Here is a 20,328-nt window from a genome sequence, read left to right as displayed (position 1 = left end):
GGAGGAACCAGCACATGCGACCCGGATATGCCCTGCATCCCGGGCGGAGGCGCCGAGCCGTGCGACGGTTGTGGACGGCCGTCGTCGCGGCCCTCGCCCTGCCGCTGTCCATGCTCGCGACGGGCACGACTCCCGCCCAGGCGGCGACCGTTCAGTGCAGCGTGGACTACAAGACCAACGACTGGGGCACCGGCTTCACGGCCGACCTCACCCTCACCAACCGCGGTACGGACGCGATCAACGGCTGGACGCTGACGTACGCGTACACCGGCAACCAGAAGCTGGTCAGCGGCTGGAACGGCACCTGGTCCCAGTCCGGCACCTCGGTCACCGTGCAGAACGCGTCGTACAACGGCACGATCGCGGCCGGCGCGGCGGTGTCGACCGGCGCCCAGTTCTCGTACACCGGCAGCAACGCGGCCCCGACGGGCTTCGCGATCAACGGCACGACCTGTGCCGGCGCACACCAGCCGCCCATCACCGTGCTGACCAGCCCGAGCGCGGGCGCGGTCTACACCCAGGGCGACGCGGTCCCGCTGGCGGCGACCGCGGCGGCGGCCGACGGCGCGACGATCAGCAAGATGGAGTTCTACGACGACACCACGCTGCTGGGCACCGACACGTCGGCGCCGTACTCGCTCTCGGTCTCCAGCTTGACCGTGGGCAGTCACTCCCTGGTGGCGAAGGCGTACGACAGCCTGGGCGCGTCCGCGTCCTCGACACCGGTGGGCATCACGGTCGCCTCGGGTCCCGCGGTGGTGGCCTCACCGACCCAGCTGGGCATCCAGCAGGGCGCGACCGGCCGGTTCGGGGTGAGCCTGTCGAAGCAGCCGACCGCCAACGTGACGGTGTCGGTGGCCCGCACGGCCGGCAACACCGGCCTTTCGGTGAGCGCCGGATCGTCGCTCACGTTCACGCCCTCCAACTGGAGCACCGCGCAGAACGTGACGGTGGCCGCGGACTCCGCCGGTACCGGCACCGCGACCTTCACGGCGTCGGCGACCGGCTACACCGGCGCCACGGTCACCGTGACCGAGCTGGCCGCGTCGAGCGCGTACGACGCGCGGTTCCTGGACCTCTACGGGAAGATCACCGACCCGGCGAACGGCTACTTCTCCCCCGAGGGCATCCCCTACCACTCGGTCGAGACGCTGATCGTCGAGGCTCCGGACCAGGGCCACGAGACCACGTCGGAGGCGTACAGCTACCTTCTCTGGCTGCAGGCCATGTACGGCAAGGTCACCGGCGACTGGTCCAAGTTCAACGGCGCATGGGCTCTCATGGAGAAGTACATGATCCCGACCCACGCCGACCAGCCGACCAACTCCTTCTACAACGCGTCCAAACCGGCCACGTACGCACCGGAGCTGGACACGCCGAACGAGTACCCGGCGAAGCTGGACACGTCGGTGTCGGTGGGATCGGATCCGATCGCCGCCGAGCTGAAGTCCGCATACGGGACGGACGACGTGTACGGCATGCACTGGCTGGAGGACGTCGACAACGTCTACGGCTACGGTGACACGCCGGGCGGCGGGTGCGAGGCGGGGCCGACCGCGGACGGTCCGTCGTACATCAACACCTTCCAGCGCGGTCCACAGGAGTCGGTGTGGGAGACGGTCCCGCAGCCGACCTGCGACGCCTTCAAGTACGGCGGGACGAACGGGTACCTGGACCTGTTCACCGGCGACTCGTCCTACGCCAGGCAGTGGAAGTACACGGACGCCCCGGACGCCGACGCGCGTGCGGTGCAGGCCGCGTACTGGGCGGACGTGTGGGCGAAGGAGCAGGGCAAGGGCGGCGACGTCTCCGCGACCGTCGGCAAGGCGGCGAAGATGGGCGACTACCTGCGCTACGCAATGTACGACAAGTACTTCAAGAAGATCGGCAACTGCGTGGGCCCGACGACCTGCGCGGCCGGCACCGGCAAGGACGCCTCGGACTACCTGCTCTCCTGGTACTACGCGTGGGGCGGGGCGACCGACAACAGTGCCGGATGGGCGTGGCGGATCGGGTCGAGTCATGTGCACGGCGGCTATCAGAACCCGTTGGCCGCCTACGCGTTGAGCTCGTACGCCGACCTGAAGCCCAAGTCGGCCACGGGTGCGGCGGACTGGGGCACGTCCCTGACCCGGCAGCTGGAGTTCTACCGCTGGCTCCAGTCGTCCGAGGGCGCCATCGCGGGCGGTGCGACCAACAGCTGGCAGGGGCGGTACGCGAGCCCGCCGTCCGGTACGTCGACCTTCTACGGCATGTACTACGACTGGGAGCCGGTCTACCACGACCCGCCGTCCAACCAGTGGTTCGGCTTCCAGGCCTGGTCGATGGAGCGGGTCGCCGAGTACTACCAGCAGACCGGCAACGCCACGGCGAAGACGATCCTCGACAAGTGGGTGGCGTGGGCGCTGTCCAAGACCACGATCAACCCGGACGGAACGTATCTGGTCCCGTCGACGCTCCAGTGGTCGGGGCAGCCCGACACCTGGAACGCGTCGAGTCCCGGTTCCAACAGCGGACTTCACGTCACGGTCTCCGACTACACGAACGACGTGGGCGTGGCCGCCGCGTACGCGAAGACGCTGACGTACTACGCCGCCAGGTCCGGTGACGCGACGGCGAAGTCGACGGCCAAGGCGCTGCTCGACGGCATGTGGAACAACTACCAGGACAGCCTGGGGATCGCGGTGCCGGAGACGCGGGCCGACTACAACCGCTTCGACGACAGCGTGTACGTGCCGAGCGGATGGAGCGGGAAGATGCCGAACGGGGACGCGGTCAACTCGTCATCGACGTTCGCGTCGCTGCGGAGCTTCTACCAAAACGATCCCGCGTGGTCGAAGATCCAGAGCTATCTGGCGGGCGGGGCCGCGCCTGTCTTCACGTATCACCGGTTCTGGGCCCAGGCGGACATCGCCTTGGCCATGGGGTCGTACGCGGAGCTTCTCGAATAGCCCCCGCCGGGCGCTCCGCGGGGTGGGCCGTGTTCGGCTGCGGGTCCGTTGTGGCTGGTCGCGCCCGCGCGGCGGTAGCCGCATATCAAACGCAGTCCCGCGCCCCTTTCGGGGCGCGGTGGGCACCGCTTCTTCCGAGGAACCGTCCGAAAAAGCTCCGCGTGCGTGGCCCCGCCACCTGACGGCGGGGCCGACCGGCCGGGCGATCCCCACCCGCACAGGGGGTCGCCCGGCATCTCTCACACCCGACAGAAAGCGCTTGCCCCGGAAGGGAACCCCCGTGCGAAGAACCCGCATCCTCACCGCCGTACTCGCCCTCGCGGCCGGTCTGCTCGCGGGCACCCCGCCCGCACTCGCCGCGCATGACACCGCGCACGTCGCAGTCGCCGCCGACACCTACACCTGGAGCAACGCCCGGATCGACGGCGGCGGATTCGTCCCCGGGATCGTCTTCAACCGCACCGAGAAGAACCTCGCCTACGCCCGCACCGACATCGGCGGCGCCTACCGCTGGCAGGAGTCGACGAAGACCTGGACGCCGCTGCTGGACTCGGTCGGCTGGGACGAGTGGGGTCACACCGGTGTGGTGAGCCTGGCCTCCGACCCCGTCGCCCCGGACAAGGTGTACGCGGCCGTCGGGACGTACACCAACAGCTGGGACCCGACGAACGGCGCGGTACTGCGGTCCGCGGACCGGGCGCGAGCTGGCAGAAGACCGACCTGCCCTTCAAGCTGGGCGGCAACATGCCGGGCCGGGGCATGGGCGAGCGGCTGGCGATCGACCCGAACAAGGACGGCGTGCCGTACCTGGGCGCGCCCAGCGGCAAGGGGCTGTGGCGGTCCACGGACTCCGGGGTCACCTGGTCGCAGGTGACGAACTTCCCCGACGTCGGTAATTACGTGCAGGATGCGACCGACACCACCGGGTACGCCTCCGACAACCAGGGCATCGTGTGGGTCACCTTCGACGAGTCGACGGGCACGGCCGGTTCGGCGACGAGGACGATCTACGTCGGGGTCGCCGACAAGGACAACGCGGTGTACCGCTCCACCGACGCGGGCGCGACCTGGACCCGGCGGCCGGCCAGCCCACCGGGTACCTCGCCCACAAGGGCGTGCTGGACGCGAAGAACGGCTACCTCTACCTCGCCTACAGCGACAAGGGCGGCCCCTACGACGGCGGCAAGGGCCAGCTGTGGCGGTACGCGACGGCGACCGGTACCTGGACGAACATCAGCCCGGTGGCGGAGGCCGACACGTACTACGGCTTCTCCGGCCTGACGGTCGACCGGCAGCACCCCGGCACGGTGATGGCGACGGCGTACAGCTCCTGGTGGCCGGACACCCAGCTCTTCCGCGCCACGGACAGCGGGGCGACCTGGACGAAGGCCTGGGACTACACGTCGTACCCGAACCGCTCGAACCGGTACACGATCGACGTCTCGTCCAGCCCCTGGCTGACCTTCGGCGCAAATCCGTCGCCGCCCGAACAGAGCCCGAAACTGGGGTGGATGACGGAGTCGCTGGAGATCGACCCGTTCAACTCGGACCGGATGATGTACGGGACGGGTGCGACGCTGTACGGCACCGAGGATCTGACGAAGTGGGACAGCGGGGGCCAGTTCACGGTCAAGCCCATGGTGCGGGGGCTGGAGGAGACGTCGGTCGACGACCTGGCCGCTCCCCCGTCCGGTGGCGCCCAGCTCTTCAGCGCGCTGGGTGACATCGGCGGCTTCCGCCACACGGACCTGACCATGGTCCCGTCGATGATGTACACGTCCCCCACCTTCACGACCACGACGAGCCTGGACTTCGCCGAGTCGAACCCCAACACCGTGGTCCGGGTGGGGAATCCGGACTCCGGCCCGCACATCGCGTTCTCCACGGACAACGGCGCCGACTGGTTCGGCGGGACGGATCCTTCGGGGGTGAGCGGTGGCGGCACGGTCGCCGCCGCCTCGGACGGGAGCCGGTTCGTGTGGAGTCCGGCGGGGACCGGCGTGCGGTACACGACCGGTTTCGGCTCGTCCTGGTCGGCGTCGAGCGGAATCCCCGCGGGCGCGGTCGTCGAGTCCGACCGCGTCGACCCGAAGACCTTCTACGGCTTCGAGTCCGACCGTTTCTACGTCAGTTCGGACGGCGGCGCGACCTTCACGGCGTCCGCGGCGACGGGTCTGCCGAGCGGTGACAGCGTACGCTTCAAGGCGCTGCCGGGGACGAAGGGCGACGTGTGGCCGGCGGGCGGTGCGGCGGACGGCGCGTACGGCCTGTGGCACTCCACCGACGGCGGCGCGACCTTCACCAAGCTCGCGAACGTCGACCAGGCCGACACGATCGGCTTCGGCAAGGCAGCACCGGGAGCCTCGTACCAGACCCTGTACACGAGCGCGAAGATCGGCTCGGTGCGCGGCATCTTCCGCTCCACGGACGAGGGCGCGAGCTGGACCCGTGTCAACGACGACGCCCACCAGTGGGGTTGGACGGGCGCCGCCATCACCGGCGACCCCCGCGTCTACGGCCGGGTGTATGTCTCGACGAACGGCCGGGGCGTGATCTACGGCGACACGTCCGACACCGGCGGAGGCGGCGGGGACGGTGGCGGAGGCACCGATCCCACACCCTCCGGCGCCTGCACGGTCGCCTACACCGTCACCAACCAGTGGGCGGGCGGCTTCCAGGCGGACGTCAGGCTCACCAACACGGGCTCCGCGGCATGGAGCGGCTGGTCCCTCGGCTGGTCCTTCCCCGGCGGCCAGACCATCGGCCAGCTCTGGAACGCCGACTGGACCCAGTCCGGCGCAGCCGTGACGACCAGGAACGTCAGCTGGAACGGCACGGTGGCGGCCGGCTCCTCCGTCTCCTTCGGCTTCACCGGCACCTGGAGCGGCTCCAACGACAGACCCACGGCGTTCAAGCTGGGCGACCGGACCTGTACGGTCGCCTGACCGACCGAGGGCGCGTGCCGCACCGGGCACGCGCCCTCCGCTGTCAGGGCGTGTACACCGTCGGCCGAGGTGCCGTCGTCATCCCGTCGCCGATGAAGTAGCTCGGGTGCGGGGGCTGGTTGTAGGCCGTGTTCTGCCAGGCCAGGGCCGTGCGGTACTGGGTGTCGTGAAGGAGCGTGGTGATCTTCGTGGTGGTCTCGTACGGCGTGGAGTAGATGCGCAGGGCCGTGTTGTCCGTCGTCGGCCAGACGACCTCCTCGCGCCAGTCGCCGAGGATGTCGCCGGAGAGGGACGGGGTGGCCTTGGTGGTGTTGTTCGAGTGGACGCCGGCGGCGGTGAGGAGGCGGGTGTCGGCCGAGGTGCCGTACTTGTCGATGTGGGTGTCGTCGAGGAGTTCACGGACCGGGTCGCCGTCCCACCAGGCGAGGAAGTTGATGCTGGAGGGCTTGCGGCTCGCGACCACCGTGCCCTGGGGGTTGCGTACGCCGTCGGCGTGCGACGACCAGGACTCGGCGCCCGGGCTGCCCGCCCAGATGTCGCCGGAGACGCCCCGGCCGTTGTCGCCGTCGGCGGGCGTGGACCAGATGAGCTGGCCGGTCTTCGCGTCCGCCACCCAGGAGGCCGGCTTGGAGCCGTCCTCGTCGACCTTGAACTCCTCCAGGCCGGGGCGGGCGGGGTCGAGGTCGCCGACGTGCATGGCTTCGCCGTGGCCGTTCTTCGTGGTCCACAGGCCGGAGCCGTTGTCGTCGACGGCCATCGAGCCGTACACGATCTCGTCCTTGCCGTCGCCGTCGACGTCCGCGACCGAGAGCTGGTGGTTGCCCTGGCCGTCGTAGCCCTTGCCGGTGTTGGTGGAGGAGTTGGTGTCGAAGGTCCAGCGGCGGGTGAAGGCGCCGCCCCGCCAGTCCCAGGCGGAGATGACGGTGCGGGTGTAGTAGCCCCGCGCCTCGATCAGTGAGGGCCTGGAGCCGTCGAGGTACGCCGTGCCGGCGAGGAGGCGGTCGACGCGGTTGCCGTACGAGTCGCCCCAGGACGACACCGTGCCGCGGGCCGGGACGTAGTCGACCGTGCTCATCGCCCTGCCGGTCTGGCCGTTGAACATGGTCAGGTACTCGGGTCCGGACAGGACGTAGCCGCTGGAGTTGCGGTAGTCGGCGGAAGCGCTGCCGATCACGGCGCCGGTGCCGTCGACCGTGCCGTCCGCCGTCTTCATCGCGATCTCGGCCTTGCCGTCGCCGTCGTAGTCGTACGCCTGGAACTGGGTGTAGTGCGCGCCCGAGCGGATGTTGCGGCCCAGGTCGATGCGCCACAGGCGGGTGCCGTCGAGTGTGACGCCGTCGAGGATCGTGTCGCCGGTGTAGCCGGACTGGGAGTTGTCCTTGGCGTTCGTCGGCTGCCATTTGAGGACGAAGTCGAGCCGGCCGTCGCCGTCGAGGTCGCCGACGGAGGCGTCGTTGGCCTCGTAGGTGTAGGAGACGCCGTCGGGGGTGGTGCCGCCGGCGGGCGGGGTGATGGGGACGTCCTTGTAGCCGGTGCGGAACTGGATCGCGTGGACCGCGTCGGCCTGTTCGACGCCGCCCACGATCGCGCGGACCGTGTAGTCGGCCTGGGCCGGGGCGCCGGCGTGGAAGTAGTTCGTGGAGCCGGTGATCGGGGTGGAGTTGACCTTCGTACCGGCACGGTAGACGTTGAAGGAGACGTCGGGGTCGGTGCCGAGCCAGCGCCAGCTGACCAGGTTCCCGGCGTCGGTGTGAACGCTGACCACGCCCCGGTCGAGGGCTTCGACCTGGCGGGCGGTGGCCGCTGCGGCGCTGGTCGTGGAGAGGGCGGTGAGGCCGGCGGCGATCAGGGCGGCCACGGCGGTCAGTGCCGCCAGGACGGCGGACCGGTGTCTGCGATGCGGGTGCTGCACGTGAGGTACCTTCCGGCAGTCGGACGGGTTCCTCTGTCAGTCGGCGCCGTCGGCCCGGCGGTTGCCGTATCTTTCGGCCAGTTCGGCGATCGTTCGGGCGATGCGTCCGCGCAGCTCGGGCGGGTCGAGGACCTCGATGTCCGTGCCCAGGCGCAGCAATTCGGCAACCGCGTGATCGACCGACTCGATGGGGACCCGGGCCACGGTCCAGGCGGCGATCGTCTTACCTCCACCTCTCTGGGGAGCATCAGGCCCGGCGCCAGACAGACCCGGGCTCCACCGGCCTTTCGTGGTCGGGGGTCTCCCCCACCGGTGCGCACTGGGAGCAGGCGTTCTCGTTGACATCCTCCCCCTCTTCAAAAGAGAGGGATTCCAACCCAGGCGGGTTGAGGTTCACGGGCGCTCGAACGGCCAGCGGCCGCCGTCACCCCTCCGGCACCGGCTGTTCGCCGGGGGCGGGGGATCCCGCCCTGTCCTGCCGCGACGTTGATGCTCGCGTTCTCATCGGCGTTGCAGCTGAAGCCGCAGGACACGCAGACGAAGTCGGCTTGGCTCTTGCGCGACTTCTTCTCGATCCACCCGCAGGCACTGCATCGCAGCGACGTGAAGGGCGCCGGTACATCCTCGACCCGGCCCGGAGCCTTGTGCTCGGTGCGCCGACGCAGCAGGCCCCAGCCCTGGGCGAGGATGCCCCGGTTCAGACCGGCCTTCTGCCGGACGTTCCTGCCAGGTTGCTCAACGGTCCCCTTCGCGGAGCGGGTCATGTTCCTGATGTTCAGCTTCTCGAACCGCACCAGGCCGAACGACCTGGCGAGCATCGTGCTGGTCTTCTCGCACCAGTCCTTGCGCCGATTCGCCTCACGCGCCTTCAACCGCGCGGCCTTCGCGTGCTCAGCGGCCTTGGCCTCACTGCCTTTTGGGGCGCGGGCGGCGCGGCGCTGGTGCTTGCGGATCTGTGCGCGCTCCTTGACCGTGAGCTGCGGGCAGTTCAGCTTCCGGCCGTCGGACAGAGCGGCCGTGATGGTCACTCCCCGGTCGATGCCGATGACCTCGCCCGCCGTCGGCGCGTCGATCGGCTCGGGGACGACGGCGAACGCAATATGCCACTGCCCGTTACGGAAGGTGACCCGGAACGTCTTCGCCGCGGGCAGTTCGGCCCGAGTGAGGCGGAAACGCACCCAGCCACAGCCGGGCACCTTCACCTGCGCCCACCGCCGGTTCAGCCTCTGCACCACGACCGAGCGACCCATGACCTGCCTGCCCCTGGCGTTCAGCTTGAGACTGCCGTCCAGGTCGAACTCCGGAACACGGCCGGTACCGATGACCCTAAAGCCCTCGTGCACGTGCTTCCTGCGCCAGGTCGGCTCGCCGAACCCCGAGGTGAAGCGAGCGTTCCTGGCCACGGCGAAGTCCTTCAGAGCCTGCTGCTGCACGTCCGCGTTTCCAGCGGCGAGCCACTCGTTCTCGCGCCGGGCCTCGGTCAGGTGGCGGCACTGCTCCGCATAGCCGGGCGCGGTCCTGCGGCCGGGCCGCCAGTGCGCGTGCTGCTCCACTGCCAGGTTCCACACATACCGGGCGTGGGCGCAGTGCTGCAGCATCTGCTGCACCTGCCCAGGCGTCGGGTACAGCCGGAAACGTGACATGCCGCAAACCTAGCCACCCCGTTCCCCTCCGGCGCACACCTTCGATCAGCATCACCCGTGAGAGCGACCAACACTCCCTGCCGTCCAAGGCAACTCCGAACCACTGAGCCCTCAACTCGCCGTCACCAACGACTGTTCGAGTTCTGCTCATGTCCGCAGACGCCGAATCGCCCTGACGGCGACTCGTCCGTCCCCGCCGGCTCCCTCGGAGCGCGCATTCACACCAGCCCTCACCCTGCACGAGAGACAGGGGGACGGCGGGTAGAGCTGGGTCACCAACTGGACCATGGACTTCAGCCGTCCGACGACCTCCTGACGGACTTCAACCGTCCGCCGGTTTCCTGAACGCCCGAACCGCGAAGCGGGGGTCGGGGCGGCGGCGGTCCTGGTCGGGCAGGGCCGAAAGCCGGGCGGCGAACCCGTCGGCGCGGGGGTCGTCGGGCGGGAGCATCGTGAACCAGCCGCGCCGCAGGTCGGCGAGGGTGGAACGGGGGCTGCGGCCCTGGCCGACGCCGGCGAAGGCGGCCTGTCCCGCGGGCAGCAGGCCGCTCGCCCGCGCGTACGCGCTCACCTCCGCGGCGGCGTCGGATGCCGGGCGGCGCGGGCGGGCGGCGAGGACGGCGTCGATGTCGCTGCCGACGTCGTGCGCCGCGGCCTTGTCGACGGTGGTCACGTACACCCCGCCGGGCCGCAGCACCCGCGCGCATTCGGCGACGATCGCGCGGACCTCGGTGCCGTCCGCTATGAGGTGGAGCAGCCAGACGGTCGTGACGGCGTCGAACGTGGCGTCGGGGAACGGGAGCCGACGGCTGTCGGCGAGCAGGACCGAGCCCGGCAGCCGGGCCGCCGCCAGCCGCGCCATGCCGGGTGCGCGGTCCGCGCCGGTCACCTGGAGCGCGGGGCGGGCGGCGGCGAGCCGTCGGGTGACGATGCCGGTGCCGCAGGCGAGGTCGAGGAGGCGGCCGGGGCGGTCGGGGCGGTCACGGCGGTCTCCGTCCTCGGCGCTGCCGGCGCCGTCGGTACAACCGGCGCCGTCGATGCTGGCGGTGGTGTCGATGCTGCCGGTGGTGTCGGGGATCAGGGAGAGGACGGCGTGGGCGGCCGCCTCGGCGCGGGCCTCGCCGCCGCGGGTCGCGTCGTAGGCCCCGGCTTCCTTGTCGTAGTCGAGCACATGGCTCAGTGTGCGCCGTGGCCTGGGGCGATGTCCTCCACCCTGTGGGCGAGTTCGAAGTCGTTGGCGGTGACGGCGCCGCCCACGCTGTGGGTGTTCACCGTCAGGGTGACGGTGTTGTAGCCGAGGGTGAGGTCGGAGTGGTGGTCGAGTTCGTCCTGGATGCGGGCGATGTGCACGACCAGGGCGGTGGCGGCGAAGTGCGAGTCGAGCCGGTAGACGCGGGCGAGCCGGTCGGTGGCCAGCGACCAGCCGGGCAGCTCGGCCAGCCGGTCCTCGATCTCCTTCTGCGACAGCGGTGCGACGGCCATGGTGCGGCTTCCTTCCCGGGGACCGGCGAGTGGCGTACGTGCCGTCAGCCTGCCACGAACAGGCCTTCCGGGCGGCGAGGACGGTCGCGTGTCCGGGTCCTCGGCTACGGTCGTCGGCATGACCCTTGCCGCCTCCGGCCCCGCCGCGTCCCGCACCGCCCCCGACGGCCAGGGCGTCGGCCCGCTGCTGCGCGCGTGGCGGGAGCGGCGGCGGGTGAGCCAGCTGGAGCTGGCACTGCGTGCCGACTCCTCGGCCCGGCACATCAGCTTCGTCGAGACGGGCCGGTCGCGGCCGAGCGAGGAGATGGTGCTGCGCCTCGCCGAGCACCTGGAGGTGCCGGTACGGGAGCGCAACGCGCTGCTGCTGGCGGCCGGTTACGCCCCGCACTACCCGGAGACCCCGCTGGACGACCCGGCGCTGGACGCGCTGCGCGACGGCATGGAGCGGCTCATCCAGGGCTACGAGCCGTATCCGGCGCTGGTCGTGGACGCCACGTACACGGTGGTCGCCGCCAACCGGGGCATCGCCACGCTCCTGGAGGGTGTCCCGGAGTCGCTGCTCACGCCCGCCCCGAACGCGATGCGGCTGACCCTGCATCCGGAGGGGCTGGCGCCGCGCATCCGCAACCTGCGCGAGTGGCGCGGCCATCTGCTGGCACAGATGGAACGCCAGATCGCCCTGCACCGCTCCGATGCGCTGCGGGAGTTGTACGAGGAGGTCGCCGCCTACCCGGTGCCGGCCGGCGTGGACGACGGTGAACCCACCGAAGAGGTCGCGCACTTCGCTCTGCCGATGCGGATCGAGCACGCGGGGCGGGTGCTGTCGTTCGTGTCGTCGATCTCGACGTTCAACACGCCGATGGACGTGACGGTCGCCGAGCTGGCCATCGAGACGTTTCTTCCCGCGGACCCGGCCACCGCCAAGTACTTGCACTCGTTGGTAAGTTGACGGAAGTAGTTACCTCGACCAGGTGTGCGACGCGGCATCGCGTGACACACTGCTCCCCGTACTTGGGCACGTAGGGGAGGCGTGGCGTGAGTGAGCGGCGTGCTGCGCCCACAGTGGGGCAGGTCGTGCTCGGCAAGCGGCTGCAGGAGCTGCGCGAGGCGGCCGGCCTGGGCCGGGACGAGGCGGCGCGGGTGCTGCGGGTGGCACAGGCGACCGTGCGGCGGATGGAGATGGCCGAGGTCGCGCTGAAGATCCCGTACATCCAGGTGCTGCTGGAGACGTACGGGGTGCCCGAGGGGGAGCAGGCCGCGTTCGTGCGGCTGGCCGAGGAGGCCAACCAGCCGGGCTGGTGGCAGCGGTTCCACGACGTGCTGCCGGACTGGTTCAGCCTGTACGTGAGCCTGGAGGGCGCCGCCCGGGTCATCCGCTCCTACGAGCCGCACTTCCTCCCCGGTCTGCTGCAGACCGAGGCGTACGCGCGGGCCGTGATGGAGGCCGGGACGATCGGCCACAGCGATCCCACCGCCGTCGAGCGGCACGTGGCGCTGCGCATGACCCGGCAGCGGCTGCTGGAGCAGGACGACCCGCCCCACCTGTGGGTGATCATGGACGAGACGGTGCTGCGGCGTCCGGTGAGCACCGACTGCGCGGTGATGCGCGAACAGGTCGACAAGCTCCTCGCGTACAGCGCACGGGACCGGATAACCCTCCAGATCGCCGAGTTCGCGAGCGGCCCGCACCCGGGGACGTACGCGCCGTTCACCCTGTTCCGGTTCGCCGAGCCCGAGCTGCCCGACATGGTCTTCACCGAGTACCTGACCGGCGCTCTGTACCTGGACTCCCGTGACGAGGTCGGGGCGCACCTGGAGGTCCTGGACCACATGACGGCCCGCGCGGCCTCGGCACAGCGGACCGAGGAACTGCTCCGCGAGTACCGCGCCACACTCTGATCTCGCGCCCCACTCCGATCTCGACACGGAATCCGATCCGAGGAGCACAGACTGTGACCGCACCCGAGCCCGCCCCGACCTCGATCGACACGAGCCGGCCGCATCCGGCGCGGGTGTACGACTGGTGGCTGGGCGGCAAGGACAACTACCCGGTGGACGAGGAGCTGGCCCGGCGGATCCTCGCCGTGGACGGCACCGTGCTGCGCGGGGCGCGGGCCAACCGCCGGTTCATGCAGCGGGCCGTGCGGACCGTCGCCGAGTCCGGCATCCGGCAGTTCCTGGACATCGGCACCGGCATCCCGACCGAGCCGAACCTGCACCAGGTGGCGCAGGGCGTGGCAGCGGAGTCGAAGGTGGTGTACGCGGACAACGACCCGATCGTGCTGCGCCATGCGGAGGCGCTGCTGCGGGGCACGGAGGAGGGCAGCACCGCGTACGTGCACGCCGACGTCCGTGACGTCGACACCCTGCTGGCCCGGGCCGCCGAGACCCTGGACTTCGGGGAGCCCGTCTCGCTGTCGCTGGTGGCGCTGACCCACTACCTCGACGACGACCCGGACGGAGACGACGTCTACGGCCTGCTGCGCAGGTACGTCGAGGCGCTCGCCCCCGGCAGCCACCTGATCCTCTCCCAGGTCACCCCGGACCTCAGCCCGGAGGCGATCGAGCAGGCGGCCGCGAACTTCCGGCGCAGCGGGACGCCGTTCCACCCGCGTGCGCTCCCCGGGTTCTACCGGTTCTTCGAGGGGCTGGAGCTGCTCGGCCCGGGGGTGATCCCGGTCTCCGGCTGGCGCCCGGAGCCGGAGGACGTGGCCGTCCAGGCGGAGGGCATCGTGCCGGTGTACGGCGGTGTCGCCCGCAAGGCCTGACCCGTCCGGGTGCCCTGAACAGGTGCGTTCCCGTGCCCGCCCCTAGCGTCGAAGCAAAGGGCGAGCGAGGGAGCGGACGTGACCGACACGCGGACACCGCCGAAGGAGCCGGGCGCGGCGCTGCTGAGCGCCGCCCGGTTCTTCCGGCCCGGTACACCCGCGCCGGATCTGCACAGCGTGGCCCTGACCGGCGGCCGGGAGGCGGACGCCTTCTACCGGGACCGCTGGAGCCACGACAAGGTGGTGCGCTCCACGCACGGGGTGAACTGCACCGGCTCGTGCCGCTGGAAGGTGTACGTCAAGGACGGGATCATCACCTGGGAGACCCAGGAGACGGACTACCCGTCGGTCGGCCCCGACCGCCCCGAGTACGAGCCCCGCGGCTGCCCGCGCGGTGCCGCCTTCTCCTGGTACACGTACTCGCCGACCCGCGTCCGCCACCCGTACGTCCGGGGCGTGCTCCTGGAGATGTACCGGGAGGCGAAGCGGCGGCTCAGGGACCCGGTGCTGGCCTGGGCGGACCTCCAGAACGACCCCGCGCGCCGCCGCCGTTACCAGCAGGCGCGCGGCAAGGGCGGTCTGGTGCGGGCGAGTTGGGGCGAGGCGGTGGAGATCGTCGCCGCCGCGCAGGTGCACACGATCAAGGCGTACGGCCCGGACCGCATCGCGGGCTTCTCCCCCGTCCCCGCGATGTCGATGGTGTCGCACGCGGCGGGCGCCCGCTACCACTCGCTGATCGGCGCCCCGATGCTGTCGTTCTACGACTGGTACGCGGACCTGCCGGTGGCCTCGCCGCAGGTCTTCGGCGACCAGACGGACGTACCGGAGTCGGGCGACTGGTGGGACGCGGCCTATCTGATGATGTGGGGCTCGAACGTGCCGGTGACCCGCACCCCGGACGCGCACTGGATGGCGGAGGCCCGCTACCGCGGCCAGAAGGTGGTGGTGGTCTCCCCCGACTACGCGGACAACGCCAAGTTCGCCGACGAGTGGCTGCACCCGCACCCCGGCACCGACGGCGCGCTGGCCCTCGCGATGGGCCACGTGATCCTCAAGGAGTTCTTCGTCGACCGTGAGACCCCGTTCTTCGCGGACTACGTACGGAAGTTCACCGACCTGCCGTTCCTGGTGACGCTCACCGAGCGGGACGGCGCGTACGTGCCGGACAAGTTCCTGCGCGCCACCGACCTCGGCCGGGAGGGCGAGGGCGCCGAGTGGAAGACGGTCGTCCTGGACTCGGTCTCGGGCCGCGCGGTCGTCCCGAACGGCTCGCTCGGCTTCCGCTGGACGGACTCCGGCAAGGGCCGCTGGAACCTGGAACTGGGCGACGTCGAGCCGCAGTTGAGCCTGTACGGCAGTCAGATCGCGGCCGGGGTCGAGGTGCTGCTCCCCCGCTTCGACACGGACGGCGGCGACCACGGCCAGGGACACGGGGACGTGCTGCGAAGGGCGGTACCGGCGACCCGGCTGGGCGGCGCGGACGGACCCCTCGTGACCACCGTCTACGACCTCCTGCTCGCCCAGTACGGGGTGTGGCGCCACGGTCTGCCCGGCTCCTGGCCCACCCACTACGAGGACGCCGACGCCCCGGGCACCCCCGCCTGGCAGGAGCGGCACACCTCGGTCCCGGCCGCCAAGTGCATCAGGATCGCCCGGGAGTTCGCGCGGACCGCCGAACGCTCCAAGGGCCGCTGCATGATCCTGATGGGCGCAGGCACCAACCACTGGTTCCACTCCGAGACCATCTACCGCGCCTTCCTGGCCCTGCTCCAGCTCACCGGCTGCCAGGGCCGCAACGGCGGCGGCTGGGCGCACTACGTCGGCCAGGAGAAGTGCCGCCCGGTCACCGGCTGGGCCTGCCTGGCCTCCGCCAACGACTGGTCCCGGCCACCGCGCCAGATGATCGGCACGGCCTACTGGTTCCTCAACAGCGACCAGTGGCGCTACGACCGGTTCGGCGCCGACGTCCTGGCCTCGCCGCTCGGTGCGGGCAGGTTCGCCGGGATGACCGGCGCCGACTGCCTGGCGCTGTCGGCCCGCTCGGGCTGGATGCCGTCGTACCCGACCTTCGACCGCAATCCACTCGCACTCGGCGAGGTGTCCGGCGACCCCGTGGCCCAGACGGTGGCCGAACTCAGGGCCGGAACCCTGAAGTTCGCGTGCGAGGACCCGGACGCCCCGGAGAACTGGCCGCGCGTCCTGACCCTGTGGCGGGCCAACCTCCTCGGTTCGTCGGCGAAGGGCGCCGAGTACTTCACCAAGCACCTCCTCGGCACACACTCCTCCCTGCGCGCCGAGGAGGCGTCCCCGGATCAGCGCCCCCGGGACGTGACCTGGCGGGACGAGGCACCCGAGGGCAAGCTCGACCTCCTGCTCTCCCTGGACTTCCGGCAGACCTCCTCCACCCTGCTGTCGGACGTGGTCCTGCCGGCCGCCACCTGGTACGAGAAGCACGACCTGTCCTCGACCGACATGCACCCGTACGTGCACTCCTTCACACCGGCCGTGGACCCGCCCTGGCAGGCGCGCACCGACTTCGACACCTTCAAGGCGCTCGCGGAGCGGCTGAGCGAGCTGGCCGTGCGCCATCTCGGCGTGCGCAGGGACCTGGTGGCCACACCGCTGCAGCACGACACCCCGGGCGAGACCGCGCAGCCCGGCGGGGTGGTGCGGGACTGGAAGCGCGGGGAGTGCGAGCCCGTACCCGGGCGGACCATGCCGAACCTGGTCGTGGTCGAGCGGGACTACCCGGCGGTCGGCGCCAAGTTCGCGGCGCTCGGCCCACTGGTGGAGCAACTCGGTCTGCCCGCGAAGGGAATCGCTCTCGAACCGGATCAAGAGGTCGCCCGGCTACGGCAGTTGAACGGCACCGGATATCGGGACCGGCCCGCCCTCGACACGGCGGTGAAGGCGGCCAACGCCATTCTCGCGCTCTCCGGCACCACCAACGGCCGCCTCGCCACCCAGGGGTTCCGCACCCTGGAGCAGCGCACCGGGCAGGAGATGGCCCACCTGGCCGCCGAGCACGAGGGCAAGCGGGTCACGTACGCCGACACGCAGGCCGCGCCGGTCCCGGTGATCACCTCGCCGGAGTGGTCGGGCAGTGAGTCCGGCGGCCGCCGGTACACGGCGTTCACCCTCAACACCGAGCACCTCAAGCCCTGGCACACGCTCACCGGTCGCCAGCACTTCTTCCTCGACCACGACTGGATGCACGAGCTCGGCGAGGCGCTGCCCGTCTACCGGCCGCCGCTGGACATGAACAAGCTGTTCGGCGAACCGCGTCTCGGCCCAGACGGGCAGCAGGAGGTGACCGTCCGTTACCTGACCCCGCACAACAAGTGGTCGATCCACTCCGAGTACCAGGACAACCTGTTCATGCTCGCGCTCTCCCGGGGCGGCCAGAACATCTGGATGTCCCCGCAGGACGCGGACGCGATCGGGGTCGGGGACAACGACTGGGTGGAGGCGGTCAACCGCAACGGCGTGGTGGTGGCGCGGGCGGTCGTCTCGCACCGGATGCCGGCCGGCACGGTCTACATGCACCACGCCCAGGAACGCACGGTGGCCGTCCCGAAGACGGAGACCACCGGCATGCGCGGCGGCATCCACAACTCGCTCACCCGGCTCGTCCTCAAGCCCTCGCACCTGATCGGGGGTTACGCCCAGCTCTCCTGGGCCTTCAACTACCTGGGCCCCACGGGCAACCAGCGCGACGAGGTGACGGTGATCCGGCGCCGCGCCCAGGAGGTCGAGTACTGATGCGTCCGATGGCCCAGATCGCGATGGTCATGAACCTCGACAAGTGCATCGGCTGTCACACCTGTTCGGTCACCTGCAAGCAGGCGTGGACCAACCGGCGGGGCATGGAGTACGTCTGGTTCAACAACGTCGAGACCCGGCCGGGCCAGGGCTACCCGCGCCGCTACGAGGACCAGGAGAGGTGGCGCGGCGGCTGGGAGCTGAACCGGCGGGGCGCGCTGAAGCTCAGGGCCGGCGGCCGGCTGCACAGACTCGCCGGGATCTTCGCCAGCCCCAGGCTCCCGGAGATCAAGGACTACTACGAGCCCTGGACGTACGAGTACCGCAACCTCACCGACGCCCCGCTCGGCGACGACTACCCGGTGGCCCGCCCGATCTCCCTGCTCGACGGCAAGCCCATGAAGATCGGGTGGTCCTCGAACTGGGACGACAACCTGGCCGGTGCCCCCGCCCACGGCGACCTGGACCCGATGGTCGAGCGAGCCCGCCAGCATGCCTCGGACAAGGTGAGGTTCGAGTTCGAGCAGACCTTCATGTTCTACCTCCCCCGCATCTGCGAGCACTGCCTCAACCCGTCGTGCGTGGCCTCCTGTCCGTCCGGGGCGATGTACAAGCGGACCGAGGACGGCATCGTGCTGGTCGACCAGGACCGGTGCCGGGGCTGGCGGATGTGCGTGACCGGCTGCCCGTACAAGAAGGTCTACTTCAACCACGCCACCGGCAAGGCCGAGAAGTGCACCCTGTGCTATCCGCGGATCGAGGTCGGCCTGCCGACGGTCTGCTCGGAGACCTGCGTGGGCCGGCTGCGCTACCTCGGGGTGGTCCTCTACGACGCCGACAAGGTGACGGCGGCGGCCGCGACCGAGGACGAGAAGGCGCTGTACGAGGCCCAGTTGGGCGTCTTCCTCGACCCGGAGGACCCGGCCGTGCGGCTGGCCTGCGCGGCGGCGGGCATCCCGGACGACTGGACGGAGGCGGCCCGCCGCTCCCCGGTCCACGCGCTGATCAGCAGGTACCGGGTGGCGCTGCCCCTGCACCCGGAGTACCGCACGCTGCCCATGGTCTGGTACATCCCGCCGCTGTCCCCCGTCGTGGACGCGCTCTCCGAGACCGGCCACGACGGCGAGGACGCCGACAACCTGTTCGCCGCGATCGACACGTTGCGGATCCCGCTCGCCTACCTGGCCGAGCTGTTCAGCGCGGGCGACCCCGCCCCGGTCCGCGCCTGCCTGGAGAAGCTCGCGGCGATGCGCTCCCACATGCGGGCGCTCAACCTGGGCGAGGAGCCGGACCCGGCGATCGGCTCCGCGGTCGGGATGCGGCCGGAGGAGATCGAGGCGATGTACCGGCTGCTGGCGGTCGCCAAGTACGAGGACCGGTACGTGATCCCGACGGCGGCCGTCGGCGACGCCCGCCGCCTGGAGGAGTCGGCGCTGCCGGACGGGTGCAGCCTCGACTTCGACGGCGGACCCGGCATGGGCGGCGACGGCCCGTTCGGCCAGGACTCGGGACGCAAACTGCTCCCTCTGGTGTCGGTGGAGAACTTCCACATCCTGCGCAGACGGCAGACCGCCGACACTCCCGACGAGGCGAAGGAGGACTGATGCCCTCGGACGCGGTGTTCTACCAGGCGGCGGCGCTCTGTCTGACCTACCCGGACGACGACTTCGTCGCCCGGCTGCCGCTGCTGCGCGAAGCCGCCCCGCAACTGCGGGAGTTCACCGACCACGCGACGGTGACCCCACCGCAGGAGCTGGCCGCGCACTACGTGCAGGTCTTCGACTTCAAGAACCGGCACAGCCTCTACCTCAGCTGGTGGCGGGACGGCGACACCCGCCGCCGGGGCATGTCCCTGGTCCGGTTCCAGGACATCTACAAGGCGTACGGCATGGAGTTCACCGGCGAGGAGCTGCCGGACTTCCTCCCCGCCGTCCTGGAGTTCACAGCCCGCACCGGCAACACCGACCTGCTCACCGAGCACCGCGACTGCCTGGCACAACTCCGCGACCGGCTGACCGAGTTCGGTACCCCCTACGCGTGCGTCCTGGACGCGGTCTGCGCCGCCCTGCCGACCGCGGCCGGCGGAGTGCGCCCATGACCACCCTCCTGTGGGGCGCCCTGCCCTACATCGCCCTCGCCCTCCTGGTCGCCGGCCTCGTCTGGCGCCACCGCTACGACAAGTACGGCTGGACCAGCCGCTCCTCCCAGGTCTACGAGTCGAGGCTGCTGGACATCGCCTCCCCCGTCTTCCACTACGGCATCCTCTTCGTCCTGGCCGGCCATGTCGTCGGCCTGTTCGTCCCGGCGTCGTGGACCGGGTCGCTGGGCGTCGGCGCGCACACGTACCACCTGTTCTCCCTCTACGGCGGCACGCTCGCGGGCGTCCTCGCGGTGGCCGGCCTGGCCCTCCTCCTCTTCCGGCGCCGCACCCGGGCACCCGTCTTCCACGCCACGACGGCGAACGACAAGGTCATGTACCTGGTCCTGGTCGCCGCGATCGTGCTGGGCATGACGGCGAAGCTGAGCCACACCTCCGGCGACGGCTACGACTACCGCGCCACGATCGCCCCCTGGGCCCGCAGCCTCTTCGTCCTCCAGCCGAAGACAGCGCTGATGGCGGACGTCCCGGTCCTCTACCAGGTCCACGCGGTCATCGGCATGATCCTCATCGCCCTGGTCCCCTACACCCGCCTGGTCCACATGTTCAGCGCCCCGGTGCAGTACCTGTTCCGCCCGTACGTGGTGTACCGGTCGAGGGATCCCCGCCAGTTGGGCCCCCGCCCGGAGCGGAGAGGCTGGGAGACCACCCGCAACTAGTCCCTGCCACCCGCAACCAAACCTCCTCCCGCCGCAACGGCGTTCTGC

Annotated in this window: 13 protein-coding genes and 1 pseudogene; 9 read left to right on the top strand and 5 right to left on the bottom strand. The window is 70.7% G+C overall.

Annotation, left to right across the window (positions count from 1 at the left end):
* Positions 1-32: 32 nt before the first annotated feature.
* Positions 33-2,951 carry a glycoside hydrolase family 48 protein gene (locus ACZ4UV_RS09685; RefSeq protein WP_451021664.1) on the top strand — a complete coding sequence of 973 codons (2,919 nt, stop codon included), beginning with the start codon at positions 33-35 and terminating at the stop codon, positions 2,949-2,951.
* A gap of 280 nt (positions 2,952-3,231) precedes the next feature.
* Positions 3,232-5,896 (top strand): annotated as a pseudogene (locus ACZ4UV_RS09680) (cellulose binding domain-containing protein).
* A 43-nt stretch (positions 5,897-5,939) separates the two neighbouring features.
* Here the strand turns inward: ACZ4UV_RS09680 and ACZ4UV_RS09675 are convergent.
* From ACZ4UV_RS09675 to ACZ4UV_RS09655, 5 genes are all read right to left on the bottom strand, one after another.
* On the bottom strand, positions 5,940-7,808 hold the full coding sequence (locus ACZ4UV_RS09675; protein ID WP_467837148.1) for a rhamnogalacturonan lyase: 1,869 nt from the start codon (positions 7,806-7,808) through the stop codon (positions 5,940-5,942).
* A gap of 36 nt (positions 7,809-7,844) precedes the next feature.
* Positions 7,845-8,012 (bottom strand): WCX domain-containing protein, encoded by a 168-nt coding sequence (locus tag ACZ4UV_RS09670; protein ID WP_467837147.1) that lies wholly within the window; start codon positions 8,010-8,012, stop codon positions 7,845-7,847.
* A gap of 152 nt (positions 8,013-8,164) precedes the next feature.
* Positions 8,165-9,451, bottom strand: coding sequence for an RNA-guided endonuclease InsQ/TnpB family protein (locus ACZ4UV_RS09665; RefSeq protein ID WP_467837145.1), 1,287 nt, complete (start codon positions 9,449-9,451; stop codon positions 8,165-8,167).
* Between the two features lie 322 nt (positions 9,452-9,773).
* A complete protein-coding gene (locus tag ACZ4UV_RS09660) occupies positions 9,774-10,622 on the bottom strand; it encodes a class I SAM-dependent methyltransferase (RefSeq protein WP_451016458.1) in 849 nt (282 codons plus the stop codon).
* 5 nt (positions 10,623-10,627) lie between these two features.
* On the bottom strand, positions 10,628-10,933 hold the full coding sequence (locus tag ACZ4UV_RS09655) for a 4a-hydroxytetrahydrobiopterin dehydratase (protein ID WP_390034396.1): 306 nt from the start codon (positions 10,931-10,933) through the stop codon (positions 10,628-10,630).
* 118 nt (positions 10,934-11,051) lie between these two features.
* Between ACZ4UV_RS09655 and ACZ4UV_RS09650 the strand changes: the two genes are divergently transcribed.
* From ACZ4UV_RS09650 to narI, 7 genes are all read left to right on the top strand, one after another.
* A complete protein-coding gene (locus tag ACZ4UV_RS09650) occupies positions 11,052-11,882 on the top strand; it encodes a helix-turn-helix domain-containing protein (RefSeq protein WP_451016459.1) in 831 nt (276 codons plus the stop codon).
* A gap of 86 nt (positions 11,883-11,968) precedes the next feature.
* Entirely contained in the window at positions 11,969-12,832 is an 864-nt protein-coding gene (locus ACZ4UV_RS09645; RefSeq protein WP_390034398.1) for a helix-turn-helix domain-containing protein, read from the top strand.
* Between the two features lie 53 nt (positions 12,833-12,885).
* Positions 12,886-13,701, top strand: coding sequence for an SAM-dependent methyltransferase (locus tag ACZ4UV_RS09640; protein WP_351498784.1), 816 nt, complete (start codon positions 12,886-12,888; stop codon positions 13,699-13,701).
* 78 nt (positions 13,702-13,779) lie between these two features.
* A complete protein-coding gene (locus ACZ4UV_RS09635; protein WP_467837141.1) occupies positions 13,780-17,463 on the top strand; it encodes a nitrate reductase subunit alpha in 3,684 nt (1,227 codons plus the stop codon).
* Positions 17,463-19,067: a nitrate reductase subunit beta gene (gene narH / locus ACZ4UV_RS09630; protein ID WP_451016462.1), complete on the top strand. Its 1,605-nt coding sequence runs from the start codon at positions 17,463-17,465 to the stop codon at positions 19,065-19,067. The genes ACZ4UV_RS09635 and narH overlap by 1 nt, the downstream gene beginning before the upstream one ends.
* Positions 19,067-19,561: a nitrate reductase molybdenum cofactor assembly chaperone gene (gene narJ, locus ACZ4UV_RS09625; RefSeq protein ID WP_451016463.1), complete on the top strand. Its 495-nt coding sequence runs from the start codon at positions 19,067-19,069 to the stop codon at positions 19,559-19,561. The genes narH and narJ overlap by 1 nt, the downstream gene beginning before the upstream one ends.
* Positions 19,558-20,280 carry a respiratory nitrate reductase subunit gamma gene (gene narI, locus ACZ4UV_RS09620; protein WP_451016464.1) on the top strand — a complete coding sequence of 241 codons (723 nt, stop codon included), beginning with the start codon at positions 19,558-19,560 and terminating at the stop codon, positions 20,278-20,280. The genes narJ and narI overlap by 4 nt, the downstream gene beginning before the upstream one ends.
* Positions 20,281-20,328: the final 48 nt, after the last annotated feature.

This window comes from Streptomyces sp. NPDC028289, assembly GCF_055565975.1.
Note: the sequence above shows the minus strand (reverse complement) of the source record. Positions and strands in the feature narration are given on the sequence as shown.